This window comes from Pseudomonas alcaligenes (genome assembly GCF_014490745.1).
GTDB lineage: Bacteria > Pseudomonadota > Gammaproteobacteria > Pseudomonadales > Pseudomonadaceae > Aquipseudomonas > Aquipseudomonas alcaligenes_C.
Genome location: NZ_LZEU01000001.1, coordinates 3982071 through 3995981, shown reverse-complemented (window position 1 = coordinate 3995981; position 13911 = coordinate 3982071). Strand labels below are relative to the sequence as shown.

Below are 13911 nucleotides of genomic sequence, written 5' to 3'. Positions count from 1 at the left end.
ACCCCATGACCTTTCGCTTGCACCCTGTTGCCCTGTTTCTGCTCGGTCTGTTGCCGCTGACTGCAAATGCCGAGATTCGTCTGGATACCCCGCGCGCCGGCTGGCGCCAGGGTTCGGCGGAGGGCGCGCACTTCGTCCAGCAGGTCAACTACCCGGCCTCCTCGGTCAACAGCGCACCGGATCAGGCCGACACCGCGCGTATCCTCGGCCAGATCAAGAACACGGCCAAGGTCGAGGGCGCGCCGGCGCGGCTGATCGTCAACGGCATCAGCATGCCGCTCAAGGTGCAGGAGGATGGCGGCTTTGACCGGCCGTTCGTGTTCCCGGCCGGCAGCAACAACGTCGAGGTGCGCAGCCCGGATGGCCAGCAGGTGCGCCGCGTGCAGTTCTACAACCAGGGCAGCGGCGAGACGCCGGCCAAGCTGCGCGTGGTGCTGTCCTGGGACAGCGACAACAGCGACCTCGACCTGCACTTGGTGACCCCGGACGGCGGGCATGTCTGGTACGGCGAGCGCTCGCTGGCCAATGGCGCGGCATTGGATGTCGACGTGACCAGCGGCTTCGGCCCGGAAATGATTGCCTCGCCGACCCCGCTCAAGGGCCAGTACCTGGTCTACGTCAACTATTACGGCGGCGGATACGACGGCGAGGGCGGCGCGGCGCAGGCGCTGACCACGGCGCAGATCACCCTGATCAGCGAGGAGGGCACACCGAACGAGAAGCAGCAGTCGTTCCTCGTGCCCATGCGTGCACCGGGCGAGCTGACCCTGGTCAAGCAGTTCAGTTATCCATAAATCTGCTCTACGACTTAGAAGCTGTTCACGATCTTTTGGACTAGAGCCAGACAAGGCAAAAACAGGCGAGGAAGCGGAGTTTACGAGCTGTAAATGAGCATTCCGAGCCTGTTTTTAACGCGGTATGGCCGACGGACGAAAGATCGTGGGCAGCTTCTTAGGCGTTGGGCGCCTGCCAGGCATCGATGACTTCCTGGGCGGCGCGGAAGGCGTCGATGGCCGCCGGTACGCCGGCGTAGACCGCGCAGTGCAGCAGCGCCTCGCGGATTTCCTCGACCGTGCAGCCGTTGTTCAGCGCCCCGCGCACATGGCCCTTGAGCTCCTGCGGGCATTTCAGCGCGGTCAGCGCGGCCAGGGTGATCAGGCTGCGGGTCTTGCGATCCAGGCCTTCGCGGTTCCACACGCCGCCCCAGGCGTGTTCGTTGACGAAGTCCTGCAGCGGCTGGCTGAACGCGGTGGCGTTGCCCAGGGCGCGGTCGACGAAGGCGTCGCCCATCACTTCACGGCGTACCTGCAGGCCGCTTTTCTTCTCTTCGCTCATGCGGGTTCTCCTTGGGGAAATGGTTGTGCGTTGCGCATTATTCGAGGGCTTCGACCCGTACCGGCGCCACGCCGGCGCGCAGCATGTCGAGCTGCTTGGCGGCCTGTTGCGACAGGTCGATCAGGCGCTTGCGCGAGGTTGGCCCACGGTCGTTGATACGCACGATCACGCGCTTGTTGTTGCTCAGGTTGGTGACCTGCACGCGGGTACCGAACGGCAGCTCGCGGTGCGCGGCGGTCAGAGCGTCCTGGTCGAAGCGCTCGCCGCTGGCGGTCTTGCGTCCCTGGTGCTTGGCGCCATACCAGGAGGCCTGGCCTTCGGCGCGGTAGCCATGCGGGTCGACCACGCCCTGACTGGCGCAGGCGCTGAGCAGCAGGGCGGCGAACAGGGCGAATGCAATACGCATGGCGGCTCCTTTGTCTTCAACTGACGAATAACACAACGCCGGGCAAGCCCGGCGTTGATTGGTTGCAGCTTACAGGCTCTTAGCCTTCGAGCTTTTTCTTCAGCAGTTCGTTGACCTGGCCCGGGTTGGCCTTGCCTTTCGAGGCTTTCATCGCCTGGCCGACGAAGAAGCCGAACATCTTGCCGCGCTTGGCTTCGTCGCTGGCGCGGTATTGTTCGACCTGCTCGGCGTTGGTCGCCAGCACTTCGTCGAGCATCGACTCGATGGCACCGGAGTCGGTGACCTGCTTGAGGCCTTTCTTCTCGATGACTTCGTCAGCCGTGGCGCCGTCACCGGCGGCCAGGGCCTCGAACACCATCTTGGCGATCTTGCCGCTGATGGTGTTGTCCTTGATGCGCAGGATCATGCCGCCCAGTTGCGCGGCGGATACCGGCGACTGCTCGATTTCCAGGTTGTCCTTGTTGAGCAGGCTGGACAGCTCGCCCATCACCCAGTTGGCGGCCAGCTTGGCATCGCCGCACACGCCGTTGACCGCCTCGAAGTAGTCGGCCAGTTCGCGGCTGGCAGCCAGCACGGTGGCGTCGTAGGCGGACAGGCCAAACTGCGCCTCGAAGCGCTCGCGCTTCTGCACCGGCAGTTCCGGCAGGCTGGCGCGCACTTCGTCGAGGAAGCTCTGCTCGATCACCACCGGCAGCAGGTCGGGGCAGGGGAAGTAACGGTAGTCGTTGGCTTCTTCCTTGCTGCGCATGGAGCGCGTCTGATCCTTGTTCGGGTCGTACAGGCGGGTTTCCTGCACCACTTTGCCGCCGTCCTCGATCAGCTCGATCTGGCGTTGCACTTCGTGGTTGATCGCTTTCTCGATGAAGCGGAACGAGTTGACGTTCTTGATCTCGGCGCGGGTGCCGAACTCGGCCTGGCCCTTGGGGCGTACCGAAACGTTGCAGTCGCAGCGCAGCGAGCCTTCGGCCATGTTGCCGTCGCAGATGCCCAGGTAGCGCACCAGGGCGTGGATGGCCTTGACGTAGGCCACCGCTTCCTTGGCCGAACGGATATCCGGCTCGGAAACGATTTCCAGCAGCGGGGTGCCGGCGCGGTTGAGGTCGATGCCGCTCATGCCGTGGAAGTCTTCGTGCAGGCTCTTGCCGGCGTCTTCTTCCAGGTGTGCGCGGGTGATGCCGATGCGCTTGGTGGTGCCGTCTTCCAGGGTGATGTCGAGGAAGCCCTTGCCGACGATGGGGTGATCCATCTGGCTGGTCTGGTAGCCCTTGGGCAGATCCGGGTAGAAGTAGTTCTTGCGCGCGAAGATGTTGCTCGGCGCGATGTGCGCGTCGATCGCCAGGCCGAACTTGCAGGCCATGCGCACCGCTTCGGCATTGAGCACCGGCAGGGTGCCGGGCATGCCGAGGTCAACCAGGCTGGCCTGGGTGTTGGGCTCGGCGCCGAAGGTGGTGGCGCTGGCCGAGAAGATCTTCGATTGGGTGCTGAGCTGGGCGTGGATTTCCAGCCCGATCACGGTTTCCCATTGCATGTGTGTCGTCCTCAGAAGCCAGTCGGTGCTTGTTTGTGCCAGTCAGTGACCTGTTGGTACTGATGGGCGACATTCAGCAGGCGACCTTCCTGGAAGTAGGGCGCAAGCAGCTGCACGCCAACCGGCAGGCCGTCGACGAAGCCGGCGGGCATGGACAGGCCGGGGATGCCGGCCAGGTTGGCGGTGATGGTGTAGATGTCTTCCAGGTATTCGGCGACCGGGTCGTTGTTCTTCGCGCCGATCTGCCAGGCCAGGTTCGGCGTGGTCGGGCCGAGGATCACGTCGACCTCGTTGAAGGCGGCGACGAAGTCGTTCTTGATCAGGCGGCGGATCTTCTGCGCCTTGAGGTAGTAGGCATCGTAGTAACCGGCCGACAGGGCGTAGGTGCCGACCATGATGCGGCGCTTCACTTCCGCACCGAAGCCTTCGCCGCGCGAGCGCTTGTACAGATCCTGCAGGTCTTTCGGATTCTCGCAGCGATAGCCAAAACGCACGCCGTCGAAACGCGACAGGTTGGAGCTGGCTTCGGCCGGGGCGATCACGTAGTAGGCCGGGATGGCGTGCTGCATGTTCGGCAGGGAAATCTCCTTGACTGTGGCGCCAAGCTTTTTCAGCTCCTCGACCACGGCCAGCACCTTGTCGGCGATACGGCTGTCGAGGCCGGCGCCGAAGTATTCCTTCGGCAGGCCGATGCGCAGGCCGGCGAGCGGCTGCTGCAGGGCGGCGAGGTAGTCGTCCACCGGTTGGTCGACGCAGGTGCTGTCCTTGGCGTCGAATCCGGCCATGCCGGCCAGCATCAGCGCGCAGTCCTCGGCGGTGCGCGCCAGCGGGCCGCCCTGGTCGAGGCTGGAGGCGTAGGCGATCATGCCCCAGCGCGAGACGCGGCCGTAGGTCGGCTTGATCCCGGTGAGGTTGGTGAAGGCCGCCGGCTGGCGGATCGAGCCGCCGGTGTCGGTACCGGTGGCGGCCGGGATCAGGCGTGCGGCCACGGCGGCGGCAGAACCACCGGAAGAGCCGCCCGGAACGCGGGACAGATCCCAGGGGTTCTTCACCGGGCCGTAGTGGCTGGATTCGTTGGCCGAGCCCATGGCGAACTCGTCCATGTTCAGCTTGCCGAGGGTTACGGCACCAGCGCTGGCGAGCTTCTCGACCACGGTGGCGTTGTACGGGGCCTTGAAGCCACCGAGGATCTTCGAGCCGCAGCTGGTGAGGATGTCCTGGGTGCAGAACAGATCCTTGTGGGCAAGCGGGGCACCGAGCAGGGCGCCGTTCTCGCCGGCGGCGCGGCGGGCGTCGGCGGCCTTGGCCTGGCTCAGGGCCAGCTCCTCGGTGACGCTGATGAAGCTGTTCAGTTGCGGGTCGAGCTGGGCAATGCGCGCCAGCAGGGTACGGGTCAGCTCTTCGGCGGAGAAGGCTTTGTCCTGCAGGCCGCGGGCGATCTCGGCCAGGGTCAGTTGATGCATGGGAAACCCTTTCCTTTATTCGATGACTTTCGGAACCAGATACAGGCCGTTTTCCACGGCCGGGGCGATGGCCTGGTAAGCCTCGCGCTGGTTCTGCTCAGTAACTTGGTCGGCGCGCAGGCGCTGGGTGGCCTCCAGCGGGTGGGCCAGGGGCTCGATGCCGTCGGTGTCGACCGCCTGCATGGCGTCGATCAGGCCGAGGATGTTGTTGAGGGTCTCGGTGGTTCGCGGAATATCGGCTTCATTCAGACCCAGGCGGGCCAGGTGGGCGATCTTTTCCACGTCGGAGCGTTCAAGCGCCATCGGGATTCTCCAGGGGAATGCGGGTGACCGGACGAAATACAGGCGGGGAACGGATGCCGCGCGCGGCGGTCAAAGGCCGCTAATTGTGGGCGTAAAGCCCGGAAAAGCAGGCAATTTAGCACAAGCGCCGCCTTGCCCAAAAGGCTGCTCGTTGTTAGAGTTTGCCGCACTTTTTTACCCAGCGTTTTCATCGCGCTCTGTCTTAGGGTTTTCCCCTCATGTTCAAGAAACTGCGTGGCATGTTTTCCAGCGATCTGTCGATCGACCTGGGCACCGCCAATACCCTGATCTACGTCCGCGAGCGCGGCATCGTCCTCAATGAGCCGTCTGTGGTCGCCATTCGCAGCAGCGGCAACCAGAAGTCCGTCGTCGCCGTCGGTACCGAAGCCAAGCGCATGCTCGGCCGTACCCCGGGCAACATCTCCGCCATCCGCCCGATGAAGGACGGCGTGATCGCCGACTTCAGCGTCTGCGAGAAGATGCTGCAGTACTTCATCAACAAGGTTCACGAGAACAGCTTCCTGCAGCCGTCGCCGCGCGTGCTGATCTGTGTGCCGTGCAAGTCGACCCAGGTCGAGCGCCGCGCCATCCGCGAATCGGCCCTCGGCGCCGGTGCTCGCGAAGTGTTCCTGATCGAAGAGCCGATGGCCGCTGCCATCGGTGCCGGCCTGCCGGTTGAAGAAGCCCGCGGCTCGATGGTCGTCGACATTGGTGGTGGTACCACCGAAATCGCCCTGATCTCGCTGAACGGCGTGGTCTACGCCGAATCCGTGCGCGTCGGCGGCGACCGCTTCGACGAAGCCATCATCACCTACGTGCGCCGCAACTACGGTTCGCTGATCGGCGAATCCACCGCCGAGCGCATCAAGCAGGAAATCGGTACCGCCTATGCCGGCGGCGAAGTGCGCGAAGTCGACGTACGTGGCCGCAACCTGGCCGAAGGCGTACCGCGCAGCTTCACCCTGAACTCCAACGAAGTGCTGGAAGCGCTGCAGGAATCCCTGGCGACCATCGTCCAGGCGGTCAAGAGCGCTCTCGAGCAGTCGCCGCCGGAACTGGCTTCCGACATCGCCGAGCGCGGTCTGGTACTGACCGGTGGTGGCGCCCTGCTGCGCGATCTGGACAAGCTGCTGGCCCAGGAAACCGGTCTGCCGGTGATCGTCGCCGAAGACCCGCTGACCTGCGTGGCCCGCGGTGGCGGCCGTGCGCTGGAAATGATGGATCGCCACACCATGGATCTGCTCTCCACCGAGTGAGTCCGTTGTAGTGCTAGCCAAAGCCGGAAGCTGAACCTTCCGGCTTTCGGTTTTCTAGGTGCCGGGAAAGGGGATTTGCTATCAAGCCGCTATTTGCCAAAGGGCCTTCGCTGGGCATACGACTGCTGGTACTGGTCGTGCTGTCGGCTGCCCTGATGGTGGTGGATGCGCGCTTCGAAGTGCTGCAGCCGCTGCGTGGCCAGCTTGGCCTGATCGTCGAGCCGGCCTATCGCATTGCCCGCCTGCCCGTGAGCCTGTGGGAGGATGCGACCCAGCAGCTCACCAGCCGCAGCGAGCTGATGGCCGAGAACGAGAAGCTCAAGGCTGAAGCTCTGCTGATGCAGGGGCGCCTGCAGAAGCTGGCCACCCTCACCGAGCAGAACGTGCGTCTGCGCGAGCTGCTCAACTCGGCGGCGCTGGTGGACGAGAAGGTGCTGGTCACCGAGCTGATCGGCGTCGACCCCAACCCCTTCACCCACCGCATCCTGATCGACAAGGGCGAGAAGGACGGCGTATTCCTTGGCCAGCCGGTGCTCGATGCCCGCGGCCTGATGGGCCAGGTGGTCGAGGTGATGCCCTATACCGCCCGCGTGCTGCTGCTCACCGACAGCAACCACAGCATTCCGGTGCAGGTGAATCGCAACGGCCTGCGTGCCATTGCCGTCGGTACCGGCAACCCGGAACGCCTGGAACTGCGCCATGTGGCCGATACCGCAGACATCAAGGAAGGCGATCTGCTGGTCAGCTCCGGCATGGGTCAGCGTTTCCCCGCCGGTTACCCGGTAGCCACCGTCAACAAGGTCGTGCACGACTCCGGTCAGCCGTTCGCCATCGTCCGCGCCGTGCCCACGGCAGCGCTGAACCGCAGTCGCTACATGCTGCTGGTGTTCACCGACCAGCGCAGTGCCGAGCAGCGTGCTACCGATGCCGCCGTGGCCCAGGAGGCGGCGGATCGCGAGGCGGCTGCCGGCGACAAGCCGCAGGCTGCGGCGCCAGGCAGCACGCCGGCCGCCCCAGGTGCCGCCGCGCCCTCGACGCCCGCGCCGGCCACGGCTCCAGCGGCGCCCGCTACCCAGGAGAGTCACTGATGGTTCAGGCCAAGGCGCGTAACGGTTGGCTGGTCTGGGTCAGCCTGCTGTTGGCACTGCTGCTGTCGGTGATGCCACTGCCCGATTTCCTGCAGATCGGCCGGCCACTGTGGCTGGCCCTGGTGCTCAGCTACTGGGTACTGGCCCTGCCGCACCGGGTGGGGATGATCACGGCCTGGCTGTTCGGCCTTGGCCAGGATGTGCTGTATGGCGCGCTGCTCGGCCAGCATGCGCTGACCCTGACCCTGGTGATCTTCCTGGTGCTGACCCTGGAACGGCGCATGCGCATGTTCCCGCTGTGGCAGCAGAGCCTAGTGCTGCTGGTGGTGCTCGGCCTGGCCCAGCTGGTACAGCTGTGGCTCAACGCACTGACCGGCAACCGCGCGCCGACTCTCGAGTTCGTCCTGCCGGCGCTGATCAGCGCCTTGCTCTGGCCCTGGGTGTTCGCCATCCTGCGTGGGCTGCAGCAGCGTCTGGGTGTGCACTGACGCCGCCGTCCTTCCATTTTTCGACAGGGAGCTGTCTGCATGGCCACGCTTTACCTGGCCTCGGGGTCGCCCCGCCGGCGCGAGTTGCTGGCGCAGATCGGTGTGCCCTTCGTCACGCTAATCGCCTCCATAGATGAAACGCCGTTGCCCGGCGAGCCTGCCCATGGCTATGTAGAGCGGCTGGCGCTGGACAAGGCGCGTGCCGGTCTGGCCTGCTTGGCGGCAGCGGACGATGCCGTGGTGCTCGGCGCCGATACGGCGGTGGTGCTGGACGGGCGTATCCTCGGTAAGCCGCAGGATCGCGCCGAGGCGCTGGCCACCCTGGCGGCCCTGTCCGGGCGCGAGCATCAGGTGCTGACCGCCGTGGCGTTGGCCAGTGCCACGCACAGCGCGGTGCAGGTGGTGAGCAGTCGCGTGCTGTTCCGCCCGCTGGCTGCCGGCGAGGCCGAGGCCTACTGGGCCAGCGGCGAGCCGCAGGACAAGGCGGGCAGCTATGGTATTCAGGGACTGGCGGCAGTGTTCGTCAGTCGCATCGAAGGCAGTTACTCGGCAGTGGTCGGTCTGCCCCTGTGCGAAACCGCGCAGATGCTTGAGGGATTCGGGATTCCGTGCTGGCAGACTGCCGGCCAACCATAATCGAGACCGCGGTGGGGGCAGCCCCTGCCGGCCGGGTCGGCGCACAGAGTGGGATGCATGAGCGAAGAGATCCTGATCAACATCACGCCGATGGAGTCGCGGGTGGCGGTGGTGGAGAACGGCGTGCTGCAGGAAGTGCACGTCGAACGTACCCAGAAGCGCGGCATCGTTGGCAATATCTATAAAGGCAAGGTGGTGCGCGTGCTGCCGGGTATGCAGGCGGCCTTCGTCGACATCGGCCTGGAGCGCGCCGCCTTCATCCATGCGGCGGAAATCTCCACCCGCGAGGGCAGTGCGGTGGAGAGCATCAGTGCTCTGGTGCACGAGGGCCAGAGCCTGGTGGTGCAGGTGACCAAGGATCCGATCGGCACCAAGGGCGCGCGCCTGACCACCCATCTGTCGATTCCCTCGCGCTACCTGGTGTACATGCCGCGCACCGCCCATGTCGGCATCTCCCTGAAGATCGAGGAAGAGGCCGAGCGCGAGCGCCTCAAGCAGGTGGTGGCCGACTGCGTGGCCGCCGAAGGTATCGAGGAAGCCGGCGGCTTTATCCTGCGCACGGCCGCGGAAGGCGCCGGAGCCGACGAGATCCTGGTCGATATCCGCTACCTGCGCCGCCTGTGGGGGCAGATCGCCTCCCAGATGAAGACCGCGCCGACCCCCTCGGTGATCTACGAAGACCTGTCCCTGGCCCTGCGTACCCTGCGCGACCTGGTCAACCCGAAGATCGAGAAGATCCGCATCGACTCGCGGGAGACCTTCGGCAAGATCACCCAGTTCGTCGACGAGCTGATGCCGGAGATCGCCGACCGCCTGGAGCACTACCCCGGCGAGCGACCGATCTTCGACCTGTACGGTGTCGAGGATGAGATCCAGCGCGCCCTGGAGCGCAAGGTGCCGCTCAAGTCCGGCGGCTACCTGGTGGTCGACCCGGCCGAGGCAATGACTACGGTGGACGTCAACACCGGCGCCTTCGTCGGCCACCGCACCCTCGAAGAAACCATCTTCAAGACCAACCTCGAGGCGGCCACCGCCATCGCCCGCCAGCTGCGCCTGCGCAATATCGGCGGGATCATCATCATCGACTTCATCGACATGGAAGACGAGGAGCATCAGCGCCAGGTGCTGCGCACCCTGGAGAAGCAGCTCGAACGCGACCATGCCAAGACCAACATCATCGGCATCACCGAGCTGGGCCTGGTACAGATGACCCGCAAGCGCACCCGCGAGAGTCTCGAGCAGGTGCTGTGCGAGCCATGCAGCAGCTGCCAGGGCCGCGGCAAGCTGAAGACCCCGGAAACCATCTGCTACGAGATCTTCCGCGAGATCCTGCGCGAGGCTCGCGCCTACCAGGCCGAGGGTTACCGGGTGCTGGCCAACCAGAAGGTGGTCGACCGCCTGCTCGACGAGGAGTCGGGCAACGTTGCCGATCTCGAGGCCTTCATCGGTCGCACCATCAAGTTCCAGGTGGAAACCATGTATTCCCAGGAGCAGTACGATGTCGTGCTGCTGTGAGGGCGTGCGCTGAATGAATCGTCTGGCGCGCCTGTTCGTCGCTCTGCTGCGGGCCATGCTGGGGCTGTTTGCCCTGGTGCTGGTGCTGGCGGCGCTGTATGTCAGCCTGGGTCGGCAGTTGCTGCCGCTGGTCGCCGAATACCGCGCCGAGGTCGAGGCCCGGGCCCGCGATGCACTGGGCATGCCGCTGACCATCGGCAGCCTGGAGGGCGGCTGGAGCGGCCTGGCGCCGCTGCTGACGGTGCACGACCTGATGCTCGGCGAGGGCAGCAGCGCGGTGCGCCTGGATCAGGTGCGCCTGGTGCCGGACATACTCGGCAGCCTGCTGGCGCGCCAGCCGCGCCTGGCCAACCTGCAGGTCGAAGGCCTGCAGCTCAGCCTGGTGCAGGACGCTGAGGGCCACTGGACGGTCGAGGGCCTGCCGAGCCGCGAGCCGCAGCAGGCGCTGGACGTGCAGCGTCTGCTGCGGCGCCTGCCGATGCTCGAAGAGCTGTCGCTGCTGGACAGCCAGCTGACCTTCGAGCCGTTCGAGCAGAAACCGCTGAGCCTGACCTACGCCAGCTTCACCCTACGCAGCAGCGCCAAGCGCCTGCGTCTCGATGGTCATCTGCTGCTGCCCGACGGTCAGCCGCTGAGCCTGCGCCTGAACAGCCGCATCGACCAGCAGGACTGGCGCGCCAGCAACGCCGAGCTGTACCTGAGCCTGCCGCAGAGCAACTGGGCCGCCTGGCTGCCGGCCGGGCTGACCCGGGACTGGCGCATCGAGCGCGCCGAGATCGGCGGCGAGTTCTGGCTGGACTGGCAGCGTGGCCGGGTGCAGCGCGCCGTTGCCCGCCTGCATGCGCCGGAGCTGCGCGGCGGCTATGCCGCGCGCAAGGCCGTGCGTATCGACGATCTGGGTCTGAACGCCTACTACGAACAGCAGGAGGACGGCGCCGAGCTGCTGGTCGACTCCCTGGCCCTGAGCCTCGGCGAAACCCGCTGGGGCGAGCTGCACCTGGCTCTGCGCCACGAGCTGGCCAAGGATGACCGCGAGGAGCGCTGGCAGCTCAGCGGCGACCGCCTCGACCTGACGCCCCTGACCCCGGTAGTACTGGCCCTGGCACCGTTGCCGGACAAGGCCGCCGAAGTGCTCGGCGCCCTCAAGCCGCAGGGCACCCTGCGCAACCTGCAGCTCAGTTACCTGCCGCAGCGCAGTGACGCCAAGCGCGTGCAGTTCTCGACCAACCTGGAGCGGGTCGGCATCGGCTCCTGGCATGGCGTGCCGGCGGTGGAAAACGCCAGCGGCAGCGTCACCGGCGATCTCGGCGGGGGCGAAGCGCTGACCGTCAGTACGGATTTCGGCCTGCATCTGGACACCCTGTTCCCCAAGATCTGGCGCTACCGCCAGGCTGCGGCGCGGCTGTTGTGGACGCTGGATGACCAGGCCTTCACCCTGCGCAGCCCCTACCTGCAGGTGGTCGGCGAGGAAGGACGGATCGCCGGCGACTTCCTGATCCGCCTGATGAAGGATCCGGCGCTGGAGGACTACATGGACTTGCGCGTCGGCCTGCGCGACGGCGATGCGCAGTACACCACCAAGTACCTGCCGACCCTCTCGCCGGGCCTCAGTCCCAAGCTGGCCGAGTGGCTGCAGACGGCGATCCGTGGCGGCAAGGTCGACGAAGGCTGGTTCGAATACCAGGGCTCGCTGCAGAAGGGCGCCGATGCTGCTGCGCGCAGCCTCAGCCTGTTCTTCCGCGTGCACGATGCCGAGCTGGCCTTCCAGCCGGGCTGGCCGGTGCTGCGCGAAGCCCGCGGCGAAGTGCTGATCGAGGACACCGGGGTGCAGGTGCGGGTACCCGAGGGGCGCCTGCTGGACAGCAAGGTCGAGGCGGTCAGCGTGGATATCCCGCATGTCGACAGCGGCCAGACTTCCCACCTGCTGCTCGATGGCCAGCTGCAGAGCAGCCTGGGTGATGCGCTGAAGATCCTCCAGGAAGCGCCCATCGGCACCGCCGCGATCTTTTCCGGCTGGCAGGGCGAGGGCCCGCTGGCCGGCCAGCTCAAGCTGGACATTCCGCTGGCCCACGGCCAGGCGCCGAAAGTCGTGGTGGATTTCGCCACCGAAGGCGCGCGTTTGCAGCTGGCCGCGCCGAAGCTGGAGCTGAGCCAGCTCAAGGGCGCGTTCCGCTACGACACCGCCAACGGCCTCAGCGCTCCGGATATTCGCGCCCAGGTGTTCGGCCGCGCGGTGCAGGGCAAGGCCATCGCCGGCGGCCCGCGCGGCAATGTGCAGACCCGCATCGAGGCCAATGGCCGGGTGCCGGTGAAGACCCTCAGCGACTGGCTCGGCGTGACCCGGCCGCTGCCGCTGAGCGGCGAGCTGCCGTATAAGCTCAACCTGCTACTGGCCGGGGCCGACAGCCAGCTGAACGTCAGCTCCGACCTCAAGGGCACCCTGATCGACCTGCCTGCGCCTTATGGCAAGGCCGCAGCCGATAGCAGCAACGCCACCTGGCGCATGACCCTGCAGGGCAACGAGCGGCGCTACTGGCTGGATTACGCCGGGCAGGCCAGCCTGGCCTTCGCCGCGCCAGTGGGGCAGCTGCAGCAGGGCCGCGGCCTGCTGCGCCTGGGCGGCGCCCGCGCGATTCTGCCCAGCGGCCAGGGCTTGCGGGTCAGCGGGCGCGTTGCCGAGCTGGACTGGAGCGCCTGGCAGGACACCGCCAAGCGCTATGCGGCTAGCCAGAACAACCGCGAGGCGCTGCAGTTCTTCCGCGGCGCCAACCTGCAGATCGAGCGCTTCAAGGGCTTCGGCAGCGAGCTGGAACAGCTCTCCGTGCAGCTCGAGCGTGGCCAGCAGGGCTGGTCGCTGGATCTGGACAGCGCGCCGGCCAAAGGCAATGTACTGCTGCCGGATGCCAGTGGTGCGCCGATCCAGGTCAAGCTGGCGCGCCTGAGCTTCCCGCCCGCCGAACCGCCGAAGGAAGGCGAATCGGCGGTGGACAAGCCCGATCCGCTCGCCGCCTTCGACCCCAAACAGATTCCGGCGCTGGATCTGCATATCGACAAGGTGCTGCAGGGCGATCAACTGCTCGGCAGCTGGTCGCTCAAGGCGCGGCCGACGGCGCAGGGCGTGCAGGTCAGCGACCTGGCCATGGGCCTCAAGGGCATGCAGCTGCAGGGCAGCGCCGCTTGGGAAGGGGCGCCGGGCAGCACGCGCAGCTCGTTCAAGGGCCGTCTGGCGGGGGATAACCTGGCCGATGTCCTGCTGGCCTGGGGCTTCGCGCCGACCGCCACCAGCGAGAGTTTCCGTCTGAATGTCGATGGCAACTGGCCGGGGTCACCGCTCTGGTTCAGCCTCAAGCGCTACTCCGGCAACCTTGAGCCACGCCTGCGCAAGGGCCAGTTCGTCGAGGTACAGGGCTCGGCTTCGGCGCTGCGGGTGTTCGGCCTGCTCAACTTCAACTCGATCGGCCGGCGCCTGCGCCTGGACTTCTCCGACCTGCTTGGCCGTGGCCTCAGCTACGACACCACCAAGGCCCTGCTGGTGGGCCAGAACGGCGTGTTCGAGACGCGCGAGCCGCTGCGGGTGGTGGGGCCGTCCAGCACCCTGGAGCTCAACGGCCAGCTGGACATGGCTCGCGACCAGATCGATGCCAAGCTGCTGGTGACCCTGCCGGTGAGCAACAACCTGCCGCTGGCGGCACTGATCGTCGGCGCGCCGGCGGTGGGTGGCGCGCTGTTTGTGGTCGACAAGCTGCTCGGCGACAAGGTCGCGCGCTTCGCCAGCGTGCAGTACAGCGTCAAGGGCGACTGGAAGGATCCGCAGATCAGCTTCGAGAAACCTTTCGAAAAGCCCCGCTAGTCCATACATGGAGTAGCATGCAGTCACCACCCGGACGGAAGTA

At 66.2% G+C, this 13911-nt stretch carries 12 protein-coding genes; 7 read left to right on the top strand and 5 right to left on the bottom strand.

The genetic code is table 11. The features are described from left to right. Nucleotides 1-5: 5 nt before the first annotated feature. Nucleotides 6-794 carry a YfaP family protein gene (locus A9179_RS18310; protein ID WP_187807640.1) on the top strand — a complete coding sequence of 263 codons (789 nt, stop codon included), beginning with the start codon at nt 6-8 and terminating at the stop codon, nt 792-794. Between the two features lie 157 nt (nt 795-951). On the opposite strand, the gene A9179_RS18305 is transcribed toward A9179_RS18310, so the two are convergent. The 5 genes from A9179_RS18305 to gatC all read right to left on the bottom strand — a co-directional run bounded on the left by A9179_RS18305 (nt 952) and on the right by gatC (nt 5035). Continuing rightward, a complete protein-coding gene (locus tag A9179_RS18305; protein WP_187807639.1) occupies nt 952-1335 on the bottom strand; it encodes a carboxymuconolactone decarboxylase family protein in 384 nt (127 codons plus the stop codon). Nucleotides 1336-1372: 37 nt separating this feature from the next. Continuing rightward, on the bottom strand, nt 1373-1741 hold the full coding sequence (locus A9179_RS18300; protein WP_187807638.1) for a septal ring lytic transglycosylase RlpA family protein: 369 nt from the start codon (nt 1739-1741) through the stop codon (nt 1373-1375). A 79-nt stretch (nt 1742-1820) separates the two neighbouring features. Beyond that, nucleotides 1821-3269, bottom strand: coding sequence for an Asp-tRNA(Asn)/Glu-tRNA(Gln) amidotransferase subunit GatB (gene gatB, locus A9179_RS18295; RefSeq protein ID WP_187807637.1), 1449 nt, complete (start codon nt 3267-3269; stop codon nt 1821-1823). A gap of 11 nt (nt 3270-3280) precedes the next feature. Then, nucleotides 3281-4732 carry an Asp-tRNA(Asn)/Glu-tRNA(Gln) amidotransferase subunit GatA gene (gene gatA / locus A9179_RS18290; RefSeq protein WP_187807636.1) on the bottom strand — a complete coding sequence of 484 codons (1452 nt, stop codon included), beginning with the start codon at nt 4730-4732 and terminating at the stop codon, nt 3281-3283. Between the two features lie 15 nt (nt 4733-4747). Further along, nucleotides 4748-5035 (bottom strand): Asp-tRNA(Asn)/Glu-tRNA(Gln) amidotransferase subunit GatC, encoded by a 288-nt coding sequence (gene gatC, locus A9179_RS18285; RefSeq protein ID WP_187807635.1) that lies wholly within the window; start codon nt 5033-5035, stop codon nt 4748-4750. Nucleotides 5036-5253: 218 nt separating this feature from the next. On the opposite strand from gatC, the gene mreB reads away from it, so the two are divergent. The 6 genes from mreB to A9179_RS18255 all read left to right on the top strand — a co-directional run bounded on the left by mreB (nt 5254) and on the right by A9179_RS18255 (nt 13868). Continuing rightward, nucleotides 5254-6291, top strand: coding sequence for a rod shape-determining protein MreB (gene mreB, locus A9179_RS18280; RefSeq protein ID WP_187807634.1), 1038 nt, complete (start codon nt 5254-5256; stop codon nt 6289-6291). 80 nt (nt 6292-6371) lie between these two features. Beyond that, nucleotides 6372-7379, top strand: a complete 1008-nt coding sequence (gene mreC / locus A9179_RS18275; protein ID WP_187808631.1) for a rod shape-determining protein MreC — start codon at nt 6372-6374, stop codon at nt 7377-7379. Then, complete coding sequence (gene mreD, locus A9179_RS18270; RefSeq protein WP_187807633.1) at nt 7379-7867, top strand: rod shape-determining protein MreD; 489 nt, start codon at nt 7379-7381, stop codon at nt 7865-7867. Before mreC ends, mreD begins: the two co-directional genes overlap by 1 nt. Nucleotides 7868-7906: 39 nt before the next feature. Continuing rightward, nucleotides 7907-8503, top strand: coding sequence for a Maf family protein (locus A9179_RS18265; protein WP_187807632.1), 597 nt, complete (start codon nt 7907-7909; stop codon nt 8501-8503). A gap of 57 nt (nt 8504-8560) precedes the next feature. Next, nucleotides 8561-10018: a ribonuclease G gene (gene rng, locus A9179_RS18260; protein ID WP_187807631.1), complete on the top strand. Its 1458-nt coding sequence runs from the start codon at nt 8561-8563 to the stop codon at nt 10016-10018. A gap of 13 nt (nt 10019-10031) precedes the next feature. Next, nucleotides 10032-13868: a YhdP family protein gene (locus tag A9179_RS18255; RefSeq protein WP_187807630.1), complete on the top strand. Its 3837-nt coding sequence runs from the start codon at nt 10032-10034 to the stop codon at nt 13866-13868. Nucleotides 13869-13911: the final 43 nt, after the last annotated feature.